The 15704-nt window shown below is 63.7% G+C and carries 16 protein-coding genes; 10 read left to right on the top strand and 6 right to left on the bottom strand.

What is annotated here, in order from left to right; all coding sequences use genetic code 11:
* The first annotated feature begins 133 nt into the window (after positions 1 to 133).
* Entirely contained in the window at positions 134 to 931 is a 798-nt protein-coding gene (locus tag WAN02_RS13355; protein ID WP_422264668.1) for an SDR family NAD(P)-dependent oxidoreductase, read from the top strand.
* 18 nt (positions 932 to 949) lie between these two features.
* On the opposite strand, the gene WAN02_RS13350 is transcribed toward WAN02_RS13355, so the two are convergent.
* Both WAN02_RS13350 and WAN02_RS13345 read right to left on the bottom strand, forming a co-directional pair.
* Positions 950 to 1366 carry a DUF732 domain-containing protein gene (locus WAN02_RS13350; protein ID WP_422264666.1) on the bottom strand — a complete coding sequence of 139 codons (417 nt, stop codon included), beginning with the start codon at positions 1364 to 1366 and terminating at the stop codon, positions 950 to 952.
* Between the two features lie 164 nt (positions 1367 to 1530).
* Positions 1531 to 2328 carry an enoyl-CoA hydratase/isomerase family protein gene (locus WAN02_RS13345; protein ID WP_422264665.1) on the bottom strand — a complete coding sequence of 266 codons (798 nt, stop codon included), beginning with the start codon at positions 2326 to 2328 and terminating at the stop codon, positions 1531 to 1533.
* Positions 2329 to 2396: 68 nt separating this feature from the next.
* On the opposite strand from WAN02_RS13345, the gene WAN02_RS13340 reads away from it, so the two are divergent.
* Complete coding sequence (locus WAN02_RS13340) at positions 2397 to 3200, top strand: alpha/beta fold hydrolase (protein ID WP_422264664.1); 804 nt, start codon at positions 2397 to 2399, stop codon at positions 3198 to 3200.
* Here the strand turns inward: WAN02_RS13340 and WAN02_RS13335 are convergent.
* Genes WAN02_RS13335 through WAN02_RS13325 form a run of 3 tightly spaced genes read right to left on the bottom strand, consistent with a single transcriptional unit; the run spans position 3187 to position 6405 of the window.
* Positions 3187 to 3759 carry a TetR/AcrR family transcriptional regulator gene (locus tag WAN02_RS13335; RefSeq protein ID WP_422264663.1) on the bottom strand — a complete coding sequence of 191 codons (573 nt, stop codon included), beginning with the start codon at positions 3757 to 3759 and terminating at the stop codon, positions 3187 to 3189. The genes WAN02_RS13340 and WAN02_RS13335 overlap by 14 nt on opposite strands.
* Positions 3760 to 3771: 12 nt before the next feature.
* A complete protein-coding gene (locus WAN02_RS13330; RefSeq protein ID WP_422264662.1) occupies positions 3772 to 4911 on the bottom strand; it encodes an acyl-CoA dehydrogenase family protein in 1140 nt (379 codons plus the stop codon).
* The gene (locus tag WAN02_RS13325; protein ID WP_422264661.1) at positions 4912 to 6405 is read right to left on the bottom strand and encodes a carotenoid oxygenase family protein; all 1494 of its coding nucleotides are present in this window, start codon (positions 6403 to 6405) and stop codon (positions 4912 to 4914) included.
* A 279-nt stretch (positions 6406 to 6684) separates the two neighbouring features.
* On the opposite strand from WAN02_RS13325, the gene WAN02_RS13320 reads away from it, so the two are divergent.
* From WAN02_RS13320 to WAN02_RS13300, 5 genes are all read left to right on the top strand, one after another.
* Complete coding sequence (locus tag WAN02_RS13320; protein ID WP_422264660.1) at positions 6685 to 7848, top strand: acyl-CoA dehydrogenase family protein; 1164 nt, start codon at positions 6685 to 6687, stop codon at positions 7846 to 7848.
* 205 nt (positions 7849 to 8053) lie between these two features.
* Entirely contained in the window at positions 8054 to 9298 is a 1245-nt protein-coding gene (locus WAN02_RS13315; protein WP_422264659.1) for a cytochrome P450, read from the top strand.
* 26 nt (positions 9299 to 9324) lie between these two features.
* The gene (locus tag WAN02_RS13310; protein ID WP_422264657.1) at positions 9325 to 9519 is read left to right on the top strand and encodes a ferredoxin; all 195 of its coding nucleotides are present in this window, start codon (positions 9325 to 9327) and stop codon (positions 9517 to 9519) included.
* A 5-nt stretch (positions 9520 to 9524) separates the two neighbouring features.
* Positions 9525 to 10715: an NAD(P)/FAD-dependent oxidoreductase gene (locus WAN02_RS13305; protein WP_422264656.1), complete on the top strand. Its 1191-nt coding sequence runs from the start codon at positions 9525 to 9527 to the stop codon at positions 10713 to 10715.
* A gap of 72 nt (positions 10716 to 10787) precedes the next feature.
* The gene (locus WAN02_RS13300) at positions 10788 to 12353 is read left to right on the top strand and encodes an aldehyde dehydrogenase family protein (protein WP_422264655.1); all 1566 of its coding nucleotides are present in this window, start codon (positions 10788 to 10790) and stop codon (positions 12351 to 12353) included.
* A gap of 21 nt (positions 12354 to 12374) precedes the next feature.
* Here the strand turns inward: WAN02_RS13300 and WAN02_RS13295 are convergent, their stop codons facing one another.
* Positions 12375 to 13013 carry a TetR/AcrR family transcriptional regulator gene (locus tag WAN02_RS13295; RefSeq protein WP_422264654.1) on the bottom strand — a complete coding sequence of 213 codons (639 nt, stop codon included), beginning with the start codon at positions 13011 to 13013 and terminating at the stop codon, positions 12375 to 12377.
* Positions 13014 to 13146: 133 nt separating this feature from the next.
* On the opposite strand from WAN02_RS13295, the gene WAN02_RS13290 reads away from it, so the two are divergent.
* The 3 genes from WAN02_RS13290 to WAN02_RS13280 are packed head-to-tail and all read left to right on the top strand — an operon-like array spanning position 13147 to position 15702.
* On the top strand, positions 13147 to 14202 hold the full coding sequence (locus tag WAN02_RS13290; protein ID WP_422264653.1) for a hypothetical protein: 1056 nt from the start codon (positions 13147 to 13149) through the stop codon (positions 14200 to 14202).
* A complete protein-coding gene (locus tag WAN02_RS13285) occupies positions 14195 to 15241 on the top strand; it encodes a phosphotransferase family protein (RefSeq protein ID WP_422264652.1) in 1047 nt (348 codons plus the stop codon). Before WAN02_RS13290 ends, WAN02_RS13285 begins: the two co-directional genes overlap by 8 nt.
* Positions 15238 to 15702, top strand: coding sequence for a hypothetical protein (locus tag WAN02_RS13280; RefSeq protein WP_422264651.1), 465 nt, complete (start codon positions 15238 to 15240; stop codon positions 15700 to 15702). The genes WAN02_RS13285 and WAN02_RS13280 overlap by 4 nt, the downstream gene beginning before the upstream one ends.
* The last annotated feature ends 2 nt before the right edge of the window (positions 15703 to 15704 follow it).

Raw genomic sequence — 15704 nt, 5'->3', positions numbered from 1 at the left:
CAGCCTCGCGCTGGTCAAGCAGCGACACAGCCATGAAATAGCCCTTCCCTACCGGAATCGAAATCACGATTTCTAATCCACGTTAAACTAACTTGACGGCGGTCACAACAGCCGCCCGGACGAGGAGCAGAGAATGGACCTTGGATTGGCAGGGGCCCGGGTGGTGGTGACCGGAGGCGCATCCAACATCGGGCGTGGCATCGTTCACGTGTTCGCTGCGGAGGGCGCCCGAATCGTGATCAGCGATATCGACAAGCCTCAGGCGGAGCGGGTGCGCGGTGAAGCGCAGGCCAACGGCGCGGCGGAAGTCGATCTCGCGATTGATGACTTGACCGTTCCCGGCGGGGCCGCATCCGCGATTGGTACCGCGGTGGACAACTGGGGCGGCATCGATGTCTTGGTGAACAACGCGGGGTGGAGCGTGCCCGGCTTCATCGCCACCGACACCGATCGTGACAAATGGCAGCGCACGATCGAAATCAATCTTTTTAGCGCTATCGCCGCCACCCAGGCCGCCATCGGCCCGATGCGAGAGGCCGGCGGTGGAGCGATCGTGTTCATCGCCAGCGACGCCGCGTTCGGACAGATCCGACAAGGCGTCTACGGCGCGTCCAAGGCTGCGGTGGTAGCCCTGGCTCGCACCGTGGCGCACGAACACGGCCGACACGGGATCAGGTCCAACGTCATCTGCCCTGGCCTGGTGATTCCTGAGGGTCCGGAAGCGGTCGGCGAATCGAGTCTGTGGGCCGTCGGCCAGGAGAACGTGTTCAACCAGGACCAGATCGACTACATGGTCAAGGGCACCCCGCTGCGCCGCCTGACCAGCGCCGAGGACATCGGCCGGGCCGCTGCGTGGTTCTGTTCACCGACCGCGGCTCGCCAGGTGACCGGGCAGCTCATCTCGGTCAGCGGCGGCTACACGATGCCGTAAGTCAGGGTGCAAGGCGGCTCACTCGGCGCCGGGGCTACCGAAATACTCTTGACCTGGCGGTGGGCGGTATCCCTGCGCCGAGTTCCGCAGCTGCGAGATGTGCTCAGGGCACAGATTATCGACGGCATAGGAGACCAGGTAATTTGCCGCGAACTCGTCGTTGGGAGTCACATCGCGTTTGACATCACCCATCACCTGGGCGTAGCCCTCGCCCGCGCCGACCTTGCCGCAGATCCCATAGCCATAGCCGACCGCGTCATTGTTCGGAAACCAGTAGTACCGCCGCACCTGCACGTTGTACACGAACTCCACTTCGGGCGCGGGTTTGGCGTGTGCCTTAGGTGCCAGTGCCCCCGCGCCTCCGCCCACGGCGACGGTGGCGACGATCAAGGCGCCTACCGAGGTGCGACGCTTCATGGCTGACATCCAACGCATGGGTTTTCCTTTGTGCGGCAGCGACCGGTTGTAGCGGGTCTATTTCCAAGGAGATCAACAAATTCCTAGAGAATTGTCAAGACCTGGCCGGATGGGCGTGCCCCAGGCCGCTTAACCGCGGTTTATTGCGGCGTCGTGCCAGTGGCGGTCGTGTCATGGGGCCCTCATCGTCCGACGAAGTTGGCTATCCGGCCTTCCTTGAACGCGGCGATGCCCTCCAACAGGTCGTCGCTGGTCAGGGTGTGCTCTTCGAGTTCGAAAGCCAGTCGGACCACTTCGTCGGCCCGAAGCGAAGTAACGTGGTTCAGCGCGCGTTTCGTGCCCTGGACAGCCAGCGGTGCCAGAGCCGCAATGCGGTATGCGATTTCGCGAGCGCACGGCAACACCTCGTCCGGCTCGTCGACGATGTCAGTCACCATGCCGAGCTGGTAGGCGGTGGTCGCGTCGAGTGGATCACCGGTGAGCAGGTGACGTCGTGCTCGCAGCATGCCGGCCGCCTGCGGCCACACCAGGCAGCCACCGTCGCCGGCCACGAGGCCCACCTTGACATGGGTATCGGCCAGTTCCGCGGTCTTTGCTGCGACCACAACGTCGCACATCAGCGCCACGGTTGCACCCAGGCCAATCGCCGGGCCCTGCACCGCAGCGACGATGGGCTGCGGCAGGTCCAAGAAGGACTGCAGCAACCTCGCGCCCGCTTCGACGGTTTCGCGTCGCGAGCGAGCATCGTCATGCGCGGCCTGCATCAAAGCAAAGTCCCCGCCAGCCGAGAACGCCCTTCCGGTGGAGCCCAGCACGATCGCGCGGACGCTATCGTCTTTGGCGAGCTCTTCGAGCGCCGTTGCCAGTTCTATCTGCAACCGATTGTCGAAGCGATTCAACAGTTTTGGACGAACCAGCGATATCTCGCTGACACCCTCGCCGCGGGAGCTTATGGATAGGGCTTCGAGGCTGGTGCTCATGAGGCCTTTCCCGGTATTATTAAGACTTCCAAGCTCATAAATCTACATGATCGAAGGTGATACCCAAAGTGGCATTTGTCGACGTCGATGATGGCGTGCGGATTCACGTGCAGGATCTCGGCGATGGGCCCGCAGTGGCGCTAATTTCCGGCTTCGGCCTCGACCACGAACTGTGGGATCGCCAGGTGCGTGTGCTCACAGACCGCGGGCTTCGCGTCCTGTGCGTGGACCAACGCGGCCACGGGTTCTCCGATAACCCATTGCATGGCTACGAAATCGAGCGCCTCGCGGCCGATCTCGTCACCCTGCTCGACCGACTCGAAGTTGGTGGCGCGACGGTAGTCGGTCATTCATTCGGCGGGCAGGTGGCATTTCGCGCCGCCGCGACCGCGCCCGAATTGGTCACCGCGCTGGTGCTTGTCGGATCAAACGGCGTTCGCGCCAGCCGAAGCGAAAGCTTTCCGTTCGGGGGGCCGCCCGGCCCACTGTTGGAGAGCATGCTGGCTGACGAGCACGCTGACCGGGTGCGGGCGCGGTACCGCACGATCGCGTCGGCTTTCGCCCACGAGCCGGATCCGAGAACGGTCGATTGGCTGGTCCGCTGCTCGCTTCGGATGCCCTCATGGGCCGCGGTGGCCAGTTATCGGTCGCTGCTGACGACCGATCTGCTCGCCGACATCCCGCGGGTCATCCAGCCGGTGCTGCAGATCGTCGGTGCCGCCGACCCGGTGCATTCGGCTAAGGGCGCCCGTTGGCTACAGCAGCAACTATCCGATGCCACCCTCGTTGAAATCCCCGACAGCGGGCATTATCCGATGCTCGAGACACCGGATGCATTCGAGTCGGCGCTGTTCAAATTCATCGCCGCTTAGCAGCCGGCTCCAGCTCCAGCGCCCCTACCGATGCTAATGCCATCTGGGCCAGCAGCTCCTCGGCCTGCTTGGCACGTCGCCCCCCCGGCGGGCGCAGCGCTTCGGAGAACAACAGCAACTGGACGCCCCGCGTGGCGGTGATGATCTCGTCGGTCGAACGGTTGGGGTAGCACCGCTTCAGACAATCGATCCACCGTTGGGTGATGCGACGTTGCCGACGGTCGTGTTCCCGGCGATAGCGCTCGGCCAGTGAGCGCTGCTCGCGGAGCCAGATTGACACCAATCGCTCGTGGCTCCTCGCCAAGCCCACAAACGCGCGCACCAGTTTGTTTAGCTCAGTGTTGGGATCCTCTTCGGGCTCCCCAAGACGCACCAGAATTGTGTCGAGAGTCTTATCGAACAGGGCCGCCAAGATCGCGTCCTTGCTCGGAAAGTGTCGATAGATGGCCGACCCTGCGGTACCGGCGGCCTTGCCGATTTCGTCGACGCCGACACCGTCGAAACTGCGCTCGAAGAACAGCTTCTCGGCAGCAGCCAGGATCTCTTCGTCGCGCGTCACCTCCGCAGCTTCTCACAGGCCGAGGCTCTGTCCGATGATGACCTTCATGATCTCGCTGGATCCCCCGTAAATCCGGCTCACCCGGCCGTCGAGGTAGGCATTGCCCAACCGGGAGTCGCCCCGCAGCACGGTCGACGGGTGCGACAGCGCCAGACATCGGTCCACAACCCGGCCTTGCAGCTCAGTGCAGTACAGCTTGGCGATTGCCGCGTCGTTGCCGCTGAGCCGGCCCTGGACGTGGCGCAGTAGCGCCTGATCGACAAGTGACTGACCGGCCGCCACCTCGGCCGCGCACTGCCCGAGCGTGAACTTGACCTCCTGGCCGGCGCGGGCGCCGTGCCGGTGATCCTCGACTGCCCAAGAAAGCGCTGCGGTGGCTGCTGCCTGCGAATTCACCGCAATCGACAAGCGTTCCTGCGCGAGGTTCGAGGTCAGATAAGTGAAACCTTCGTTCTCGACTCCGAGGAGGTTCGCGACCGGGATCCTCATGTCAGTGAACGAGATCTCGGCCAGGTCCTGTGCCCGAAGTCCCAGCTTGTCGAGCTTGCGGCCGCGCGCGAAGCCTTGTGTCGAGCTGTCCACGAGAAGCAGGCTGATGCCGCGCCGGCCCGCGTCAGGGTCGGTCTTGACCGCCAGGATCACCAGATCAGCGGCGACACCGTTAGAGATGAACGTTTTGGCGCCGTTGACCACATAATGATCCCCGCAGCGACGAGCCCGCGTCGACATCGCCTTGAGATCTGACCCGGCACCCGGCTCGGACAGTCCCAGCGCGACGACGACATCACCGGTAGCCATCCGCGGTAGCCAGGTCGCGCGTTGTTCCGGCGAGCCGTGATTCAGCAGATAGGGCAAACAAATGTCGGTCTGGACACGCAAACCGCCGATGGCCAGGCCGAGCGCTTGGATTTCTTCGGTGACAACAACACTGTGCCGGTAGTCCGAACCGGGCATGCCGCCGAACTTTTCGGGCAGACCAATCCCGAGAATGCCGATGTCGGCCGCGGCCCGCCAAAAGGACCGCGACGGCTTCCCGTCGACCTGCCAAGTCGAATACTCCGGTACCACATAGTCGTTGAGGAACCCGCGCACCTCTTTGCGGAACTGCTCTTGCTCCTCGGTGAAAACCGACCGGGTCTGCACGGTCTTCACTTACCGGAAGTCCATCCAGTGACCGTGCGGGGTCCATCCGAACGCAAACGGCAATTCGATGGTGCAGATCGGTCCCTTGGTAATGTCATCGGTGTCGAAAATCAGGTACTCGCTGCGCTTGTCGGCCCACCAGGACACCGGGACGATCACGTAGCCGTCACCCTCCGGCGAATTTTTGTGGCGTGGCGCGAAGCTGGCTTCCAACACCGCGGCCGGTTGCCCGTCGCGGATCTGGTACACCTGGTCGGACAAGGTCTCCATGTCGGTGACAACCAGGCTGTTCATCGACATGCCGTTGCGCTTGACCACGCCGCCGACCTGATAACCCCACCGGTAACCCTTGCCGAAAAACCGCTCGTCGACCTTGGGAAGTTCGCTCGGCCGGTCCGACAAGAGTTCGCTGGTCGTGTCGCCGGTGGCCAAGTCGACCGTCCAGCGGCCCAGCCTGCTCGAGGCGATCGAGAAGAACAACTTGACATCGTCGCCCTCCGCAAAGTCCTGCTCGAACGGAAACGGCGGCCGGTTGAAGATCGGGGCGTCCAACAGCAGCTTGCCGTCGCGGATATTCGCCTGCATGGTGTGCATCACGTACTGCGTGGGCAGACCGGTCGTGATCCAGCGAATGTCAGCTTCCATGTCGTCGCGCGGAATGAGCGCAAGCGTGATAGGCAGGTCCGTCTCCCAGCCCCAGATGCCCAGGCCCTTGGCGATACGCTCCTTGCCTACCGTGAAGGGCTGAAACGGCATCACAATCCATTCCGGAGTAAGCCAAATATCGTGAGCGACAGTGTTATACGGTGCGTCCCACACCTCGCGGGAATCGACGCGACCATCGGGCGCAACGGTGTGCAAGGTGACGAACGGCGCGGTGTCCCGGTAGGTCCAGCCATACAGCACGCCAGTGTCGTGATCCCATTTCGGATGGGCGGCAAAGGCGCAGTCGCCGAACACTACCGGCTCATGCAGGCCCGACGACAACGCCGGCGACCAGTCCACGATCCCCTTGGTCTCCAGTGTGATCGGGTCGATGGCAATCGGTGCCCCGCCTTGCTCTCCGGATACCACCATGTGACCCGCGAACGGGAACACGTTGATGTTGTTCACACCCTGCGGGGTGTGACGGTTGTACTGATCCCGTTCTACGTCCCCGTACGCGAAGTCTCGCCAGTCATGGAAGCCTCCGTCGCTCCAGGCAAACATGCCGCGCCCGTGCTTTTCCTCGAGAAGATACTTCGGCGTCCGCACCCATCGGTTCCGGAAGTCCGCGCGCCCGTTTTCGAACGTGATGCCCTGGACCATGCCGTCCATACTCAGCAGCGGGTTGGTGCCCTGTTTGGTCGGACGCTTCCAGGTCGGGCCCACGCGGTAGTAGCCACCGGCAAGATCTTTGGGGATCTCGCCCTGGCTGACGATGCATTCTTCGACGGTGGCCTCGAATCGCATCGGCGCGAACGGACCTCGAAGCGCCGTCTCCTCCGGCAGTGGATATCCCATAACGCTCCTCGTGAGTCTTGGGCCGTATCAGCGTGGCACCACCATCGTAAACGTTCGTTATCTCGATCGCCTGGCCGAGGGCTCTGCGTTATCACGATGTCGGCCACGCGCACGGCATCCCCCGAACCTTCGGCGCCGCCGTAGTGCCTTTTGCTGGCAATGTTGACCAGGTAGAAGCTCCGCACATACCATTCGAGACGAATCGACTCATAATCGCTGCGAGTATCGCGGGGGCTTGCCTGCGAATCTCGCGAGCGGTCGTTCCGCTAAGGAGCTGAGATGGACGCGGTGGGACTTACCGAGGAGCAACGGGACTTCGCCCTTGCCGTCCGCGAGTTCTGTCGCAGGGAATGCGGCACCCGCGAGCAGCGCGATTCGTTGACCGACAATGGCGCCGAGCAACACCATCCCGGCCTGTATCAGAAGCTGGCAGACGTCGGCTATCTCGGCGTCTCGATTCCCGAAGAGTATGGCGGTAGCGGCGGCGGACTCACCGAGCAGGTCATCTTGTTCGAGCAACTGTGGCGAGGTCTGGCGCCGGTCCACGGAGCCGGCAGCTCGCATACCGTAGCCGGCATCTACAAGCGGTTTGCCACCGAGGACCAGAAAAACGCCGCACTGGGCTCGATCTGCTCGGGCAAGGTGATGTCGATCAGCATTTCCGAACCCGGTGCGGGCTCGGATGCCGCGGCGGTCAGCTGCAAAGCCGAGAAGGTCGAGGGCGGATGGCGCGTACGCGGACAGAAAACATGGTGCTCCGACGCACAATTCGCGTCTGCGATCCTGGTCGTCGTGCGGACTTCACGCGGTGTCCGACCGCACGACGGTCTGACGCTGCTGGAGGTGCCCGCCGACGCCGACGGCCTACAAATCCGTCCGATCGCAACGATGGGCGGTAGCGAGGTCAACGACCTTTTTTTCACTGATGTCTTCGTCCCGGAATCAGCCGTGGTAGGCACCGAGGGCAACGCGTGGAAACACGTCATGGCCGGACTGAACGGCGAACGACTGGTGTGCGCGGCGCAGGGCCTGGGCATGGCGCAGCGCGCCTTCGACGACCTGCTGGCATACGTGGCCGAGCGTGAACAGTTCGGCGCACCGATCGGGTCGTTCCAGGCGCTCCGGCATCGCATCGCCGACCTGGCCATAGAGATCGAAGCCGCACGGGCGCTCACTTACGCGACCGTGCACCACATCGAGCATCGAATCGGCACACCTGAGGAGTGGGTCCGCGCGACGTCAATGTCCAAGGTCAAAGTGACCGAGACAGCCAAAAAGGTTGCGCTGGAGGGTGTTCAGATGATGGGCGGCTACGGTTACAGCAACGAGTTCGACATGCAGCGCCACCTGCGACTGAGCATTGCTCCCACAATTTACGCGGGCACCAACGAGATCCAGCGCGACATCATCGCGTCCACATTCGGCCTACGCCCAGCGCGCTGACGGCAATCGCCACGCGCGACCTTGACAGGGGCCGCGGGACCAATTTTAATTGAGACGGTCTGACTCATAATCACGACAGGGGGCGGGAGAAGACGGACGCTGTCGTCCGGAACTTGAGATTCCAACAAAGGCATACATTGGTTCTCTGGGACGGTTCGGCTCTGCCACACACCTGACCAGCCATCACATATCGATAGGACTCGACATGACAGCCACCAAACCCGTCATCAGCGTGTTCGACTCAGAGACCTACGCCAACGGCGACCCGACCACCTTTGGCCTGCCGCTCGACCAGTACACCTACTTGCGCGATGAACAACCCTGTTACCTACACGAGTTCAACGACCCGATGCTGATCGAACGGGCATGGGTAATCAGCCGCAACGAGGACATCTGGGCTGTCGATAAGAATCAGGAGCTCTATTCGGCGGCCGGCGGGTACGTCAACATGTGGCGGGTCGCCCCGATCTCGCCAAAGCCGGAGTTGGGCGGCAAGCCCGCGATGCTGGTGATGGACGGCGAGAAGCATCGCGGCCAGCGTGCGGTGATGAGCAAGGGCCTTGGTCCGACGATGGTGAAGAAGCTCGAAGACAAGTTCCGCGAATACGCGGTCAACATCGTCGATGCCGCGTTGGAGAAAGGCACTGTGAACTTCGTCGAGGACATCGGCCACGCCATGCCGATGGAGGCGCTCGGCGATGTGCTCGGTGTGCCCAAGGGCGACCGTCCCCAGTTCTTCAAGTGGGTCGACACCTTCGCCGCCCCGTTCGACACCCGCATCACGCCGTCGTTCGAGTACGTCCTCACCGCGATCATGAGCCTGTTGAACTACTCGACGGAACTGGGCGAGCAGAAGCGGCTGGAGCCGGGCGACGACGTCATCACCAAGCTGGTGCAGGCCGGCGCCGACGTGATCTCGGCCGACGAGTTGCAGGGCAACGTCGCGCTGCTGGCCAGTGGTGCCGCCGAGAGCACCAGGACCGCTCTGTCGCACGGGATGTGGGAGCTGATGCGCCGCCCGGACCAGATGGCCTGGATGCGCGAGCGCGCCGACGACATCCCCGCCACCGCCATCCAGGAGATCGTCCGGATCGCTTCGCCGTTCACCCACCTGGTGCGCACCGCGACCGCCGACCACGAGTTGCACGGCCAGCACATCAAAAAGGACGACATCGTCCTGATGCTCTTCGCCGCAGGCAATTTCGACGACCGGGTGCTCGACAACCCGACCGATTTCGATCTGTCGCGTGAGAAGAACCCGCACGTCAGCTTCGGCCGTGGTCCGCATCAGTGCCTCGGCAAACACGTCGCCTCACTGGAGATGAAGATTCTCTTCGAGGAGCTGTTGCAGCGCACCAAGGACATCAAGCCCGCCGGCGATATCGTTTACCTGCGCGATGCCTATTCGCGCGGCGTCTACCAGCTACCGGTCACTATCACACCGGCCTGACGGCTAGGCCAGGGAGGCCAGAAACCATGAAAGTCATCGTTGAATTCGATCGGTGCGAGTTGCACGGGGATTGCGTGCTGGCCGCGCCGGAGGTCTTCGATATCGGTGACGATGACGAAGTTGTATCGATTTTGAATGACGAGCCCGGCGAGGAGTTACGCGCCAAAGTCGAAGAGGCTGTGCGTAACTGTCCCGTCACCGCGATCCGGCTGCAGGACTGAACCTCGTGCGGTCGATCGTTGTCGCGGGTGCCGGCCTGGCTGGCTTCCGTGCCGCTCAGTCGCTCCGCAAGAACGGCTTCACCGGCGAGCTGACGATCATCGGCGACGAGGTACACCGGCCCTACGATCGACCGCCGTTGTCCAAGCAGCTGCTGTCGGGGACCTACACCCGCGATCAGTGCATGCTGCCCGGTGAGGTCGAGGAGGTGACCTGGCTGCTCGGCCAGCCGATAGCCGGCCTGGACCGCAGCCGCGGGCTGATCACCATGGCCGACGGAACCGAGGTCGGCTATGACGGCCTGGTCATTGCCACCGGACGGCGTGCAAGGCCGTGGCCCGGTCGCACGCCGGCCGACGGAGTCATGGTCCTGCGCTCGTTCGACGACGTCGACCGTTTTCAGGGCGCGGTGGTCGATGACGCCAAGTTGGTGATCATCGGTGCCGGTTTCATCGGCTGCGAGGTGGCCGCCACCTTGCGCCAGCGAGGCGTTGACGTCACCATCGTCGACATTTGCGAATACCCGATGCCCGCGATCGGCCCGGAAGTCGGGAAACGCGCTATCGAACTGCACACCGCGCACGGGGTGAAGTTCCGCCTCGGCCAGGGCGTCGCATCGATCGACGGCACCGATCGGGTCACGGGGCTGACCCTCGCCGACGGCGAACGACTCGACGCCGACGTGGTTCTCGTGGCGATCGGCACGGTGGCGAACTCCGAGTGGCTGGCCGGAACCGGCATCGCCCTCGACGGCGGCGCGGTGGTCTGCGACATCTACTGCGGCGCGCTGGACAGCGTGGGCGAACCGATCCCCGGTGTCACCGCCGCCGGCGACGTCGCGGCATGGCCACACCGACACGGCTCGACACCCGTGTGCATCGAGCACTGGTCGAACGCCAGAGACATGGCGGACTGCGCGGCGGCGAACCTGCTTGCGGAGCCGTCCGAGCGGCGACCGCTGAATTCGGTACCCGCCTTCTGGTCCGATCAGTACAACGTCAAATTCAAGTCCGCCGGATATCTACGCGCGGCCGACCGCTTCACGGTGGTCTCTGAAGAGTGGGACGACAGCGAGAAGCCCTCGCTGTTAGTCGAGGCGCTACGCGGAGACGAAGTCGTCGGGGCTATTGCGATGAACAAGAACAAGGCGATTCTTGGATATCAGCGCTCGCTGGCGGCTTCTCCGGCGGCCCAGTGACATTTATGTATTGAGATGGGCATACTCACAATATTCGTTACAACCGACAAAGTCAGCGAGGACCGACACACCATGACAACTACCCAGGATAAGGCCGCAGGCGCCGCCGCCCTGCCTGCAGGTGGGTTAGTCGAGGTCCGCAACCCCGCCGACCAGAGCCTGGTCGGCACCGTGCCCGACCAGACCGCGGACGAGGTGCGCGCACTCGCCGATCAACTGCGATCGGCCCAGCCCGCCTGGGAGGCGCTCGGGCCGGAAGGCCGTGCGGTTCATCTGCGGCGGTGGCTGGATTGGATCGTCGACAACCAAGACCGCATCCTTGGCCTGGTGCATCGCGAGGCCGGCAAGTCCTGGGGGGATGCCCAGCTCGAGCTGCTGGTCTGCATGGAAGTGATCAACTACTACACCAAACACGGCGCAGAATTCCTGGCCGATGAAGCCCGCCGCCCGCATGGACCGGCGTCGGCAACCAAGAATCTGCGAATCCGCTATCGCCCTTACGAACTCGTCGGCGTGATCACGCCATGGAACTATCCGCTGGGGATGCCGATGCTCGACGTGCCGCAGGCGCTGATGGCCGGGGCGGCCGTGCTCACCAAACCGTCCGAGGAAACCCCGCTGGGCTGGGCCGAAGTCGTGCGCGGCTGGAACGAGGAGATCGGCGCCCCGCCCGTGCTGGGTTGCGTGACGGGCCGGGGCGATACCGGTAAAGCGGTCGTGGACGTCGTCGACATGGTGCAGTTCACCGGCTCCACCAAGACCGGCCGCCAGATCGGCATCCAATGCGCGGAACGGTTGATCCCGGTCAGTCTCGAACTGGGCGGAAAAGACGCGATGATCGTGCTGTCCGATGCACCGTTGCAACGGACCGTCCGTGGAGCAATCTGGGCTGGACTGTTCAACTCGGGCCAGTCATGCGTCGCCGTGGAGCGGATCTACGTCGAGGAGTCGGTATACGACGAGTTCACGTCACGGCTTGTCGACGAGGTGAACAAGATCCGCCAGGGTCATGACACAGCGGGCAGCTTTTCCACCGACATCGGAGCGTTGGCAAACGAGGCCCAGATGGCGATTGTCGAACGCCAGGTTGACGACGCGCTGACTCGCGGAGCACGCATCCTCACGGGCGGAAAGCGAGCCGAACGCGGGCTGTTCTACCCACCGACTGTGCTGGTGGATGTCGACCACACGATGGCTTGTATGCGCGAGGAGACGTTTGGGCCGCTGCTACCGATCATGAAGGTGTCGAGCGAAGACGAAGCGATCACCCTGGCCAACGACAGTAACTACGGATTGGGCGCCAGCGTCTGGACGGCCAGCAAGGAGCGCGGCGAGCGGGTCGGCCGGCGGATCGAAGCCGGTGGCGTCAACATCAACAACGCGATGATGCACGTCTTCCAGTTTCCGCTGCCGATGGGCGGCTGGAAGCAATCTGGTCTTGGTCACCGAATGGGCGGGCCCGACGGCATCCGGAAGTACTGTCGCGCGCAGGCGGTCGTCAGCGAGAAGGTAAACCTGCCCACCGAGACACAGTGGTACCCCTACTCACCGCGCAAGGCTCGCGTCACCGGCGCAGTGCTTCGGCTGCTCGAAATGCACGACTGGCGTCGTCGGCTGGGTCGCCGCCCAAAGAGGTAATCGACTTGAGCGCCGAATGTCTCAGGCGAGCGCCGAGATCCCCGTGAGCACGGCCGTCAGCCCCGCCTCGTAGTCGCGGAGTTCGTCGTCGTCGTTGTCGTCCGACGACGCGCGGTCCGCTGGCCAACCCGCCGGCGTGCGCGCGCGGGCGATGAGTTCTGGCAACCCCGGCGTGCGGTGCTGTCGCGCAGCCTGGTGCTGGACGAACCCCGTCGTGTAGGACGCCAGCACCTGGTAGGCGGTCTGGATCTGGCGGTCATCGAGGCCGAGCGCGACCAGGGCCGCCAGTACCCGCTCGAGTAAGTGCAACGCCGCACTGCCCGGCACTGGCTGACCCGCCACGATCTGCACCAGTTCCGGGTGGCCCACCAGCACTTGGTAGGTCGCCCGAAAGATGTAGGCGATCTCGTCCTGTGGGTTCGCCCATGGCGTGTCGGGTACGCCGATCGCGCCTAGCAGCCTGTCGGCGAAGAGCCCGAGCAGCTCGTCTTTGGTCCGTACATAGCCGTAGATCGAGGTCACGGCCACCCCGCACTCCCGTGCCAGGCGCCGCATCGTTACCGCTTCGACACCGCCGGAGTCGATGAGCCGCGCGACGGCGTCGACGAGGTCATCCACTGTCAGCCGACCTGACTCGACGGCACGGCGGCGCGGTGGCATGAGCCGATCATACGGATTCCCTAACACGTACCGAGCATGTACGATCTGGGTTCGAACATGTTCGGAACATGTTCTGAGGCGAGCTTGGATGTCCGGATCGCATATCTGTTTCTCATCGGAAGAGGGGTGTTGAATGGCGTGGTCGAACACGGTTTCACCCGAAGATGAACGCCTTCATCCGCGCAACGCAGATCCATGGTGGAACGAAAGCTCGTTCACCACGTTCCGGGTACCGGAGCGCAAATTATTCGGCATCCTGTACCACTACATGCGGCCCAATCAGAACACCGCGATGGCCGGACCGTGGTTCGTCGACCCCAGCGGTGACGAGATGTCCACCTGCCTCTACAACGGGTTCGACTGGCATATGTCGCTGCCTGACGGCGCCGACATGTTCGACTTCACCCTGGATAACAGCTACTCGGTGCAGACCCTCACGCCGCAAATGAGCTACCGGCACACCTACAGCGCCCCAGGGTGTCAGTTCGACCTGACATATCACGCCGATCGGCCACCGGTGGCAATGCGGTCCGCAGGTGAGCGCGTCAATGTCGGCATGCGCGATTTCGTACAGGATGTCGCGGCCAAGCACACCGGTCACTATGAGCAGACCGGCGTAATGGAGGGTGTACTGGACATCGAGGGTGAGCGCATCGTCGTCACCGACGCGGCGGTGATCAAGGACCGGACCTGGGGGCCCCGGCGGATTCTCATCGGACAGCCCAAGCCGCGTGGTTCCTACACGTTCGCCCGCGCAGACCGCGACAACTCCTTTCAGGCGTTCGCTATGAGCGCGCAGCCATGGGAGCGGGATCCCCTGGTGGGCGCGGCAGACCCTGTGGCACACGGTTTTTACGTAAAGGACGGCGTGCTGGGTCATCTGGTCAGCGGAACGCGGACCGTCTTGGAACGCCACGGCGACGGCCGTCCAGTCCGCGAATGCATCAACGCGGTGGACGAGCACGGCCGGCGGCTCTACGCCACCGGAGAGGTCGTCTCGTTGCTGAAGTGGCATTCGCCCTACGGTGGGGTCATGACCTACTGGTGTTACGAGAACTGGACATTCGACGGCCACGACGATGCACCCGGCGAACTACAGGATTGGATGATGGGCAGGCAATTCGCGTCCTGGATGCGTTCCGCGGATAATCGGCTGCTGCGCGTCGATGCCCCGCTGCGCCATGTCTGACGCCGACCGGTCCGCGCTCACTCGCAGGCTCGAAGCCTTTCTCGCGCAGCGGCTTCCGGATGTCCACTCGGTATCGGTCGGCGACCTGGTCACTCTGCCGGGCGGCTATAGCCGACAAATGACGCGGTTCACCGCGGTGCTCGACGGCCGGCCGCGCACCCTGGTACTGCGGGCCGACGCCGACGACGGCTCCGCGCCGATCGAGACCGACCGGGCGCTGGAGTGGGAGCTCTTGAGTGCCCTCACCGGTCAGGGCGGCGCGCCGATGCCAGACGCGCTTTACGCCGACCCGACCGGCGACGAACTGGGAAGCAAGGCCATCATCCTCGACTTTGTGGCCGGCGGCCCATTCCTGTCGCGGGTCAGGGCCAGCGCGCAGGTCGAGATTGCCGACCATGGCCGTGCCCTATGCGATTTGGCTGCCGATATCCACGGCGTCGACATCGCGAATCTGCCTCCAAGCGTGCGCCATCCGGCGGATTGGGACGCCTACGTCGACGAGCTGATCGAGCTGTGGCGGCGCACCGAGATGGACCTGAGCGAATCCATCCCGATGCTGCGCTACGTCGCGGCCTGGCTGCAACGGAACCGGCCGCCGGAGGTACCGATGACGCTGGTGCACGGGGAGTTTCAGCCCGGGAACGTGATGCTTGGGCCCAATGACCGACTGGTGGCAGTGGACTGGGAATTCGCCCACATCGGGGATCCAAGAGAGGATCTCGGCTGGGCACTGTGGGTCGAATCGATACAACCGCCAGCCCTTATCGGAGGCGATCCGGACGGATTCTGCGCGAGATACCGCGGACGAACCGGACTTAGCAGGCAACAGGTCAACCCTCGGACGGTCTCATACTTCTCCATCGTCTCTGCGATCCGTGTGTTTGCGGGTCTGCTGCGGACCCAGCAGACCTACGCTGAAGGCGCCAACACGGATTTGCGCACGGCGTTTCTGTTCAACGCCAATATCACCGCGTTCGAAGGCTGGTTCAGCGCGACGCGAGCGCTCGAAACGGCTGTCGCAGTGGAGGCTTCGGCATGATCGCCCGTCCGAGCGCCCGGCAACTGCTGATTACGGTGCGGACCGAACTCCAGACCTCGGTGCGGGCCGCGATCGCCGACGACGACGTGCTGGCCAGGCTCGACATGATCGATTCGATTCTGGCGAGCGTGATCATGCGTGCCGACGACGAAGCCGCCTGGATTCATGAGGAGATCATGGCGATCACCGGCGCGGCAGAGGCCGTCATCGCCGCAGGGGCTGATGCCGGCGGTCGTGTCGCCGACGCGCTGGAAATGCTGCGCTCGCATCCCGCACGCGGTGACCGGCTACCCGATCTGCATAACGAGTACAACCTCGCAGGCGAGGTGCTCTCGCGGGCGATTGAGGCCGCATCGCGGGCGGGCGGAGCGTTGCGCGCCAGCGTCGAAAGTGTGCTCCAGGACCGTCTGCGACGGGAAGTGTTGATCCGCGGCGACTTCTCGCTGGCCGGACGCATCTGACC

It is taken from the genome of Mycobacterium sp. (assembly GCF_049281135.1).
In the GTDB taxonomy this organism is placed as follows: domain Bacteria; phylum Actinomycetota; class Actinomycetes; order Mycobacteriales; family Mycobacteriaceae; genus Mycobacterium.
The sequence above is the reverse complement of the archived record's forward strand: the minus strand, read 5'-3'. Positions and strand labels throughout refer to the sequence as shown.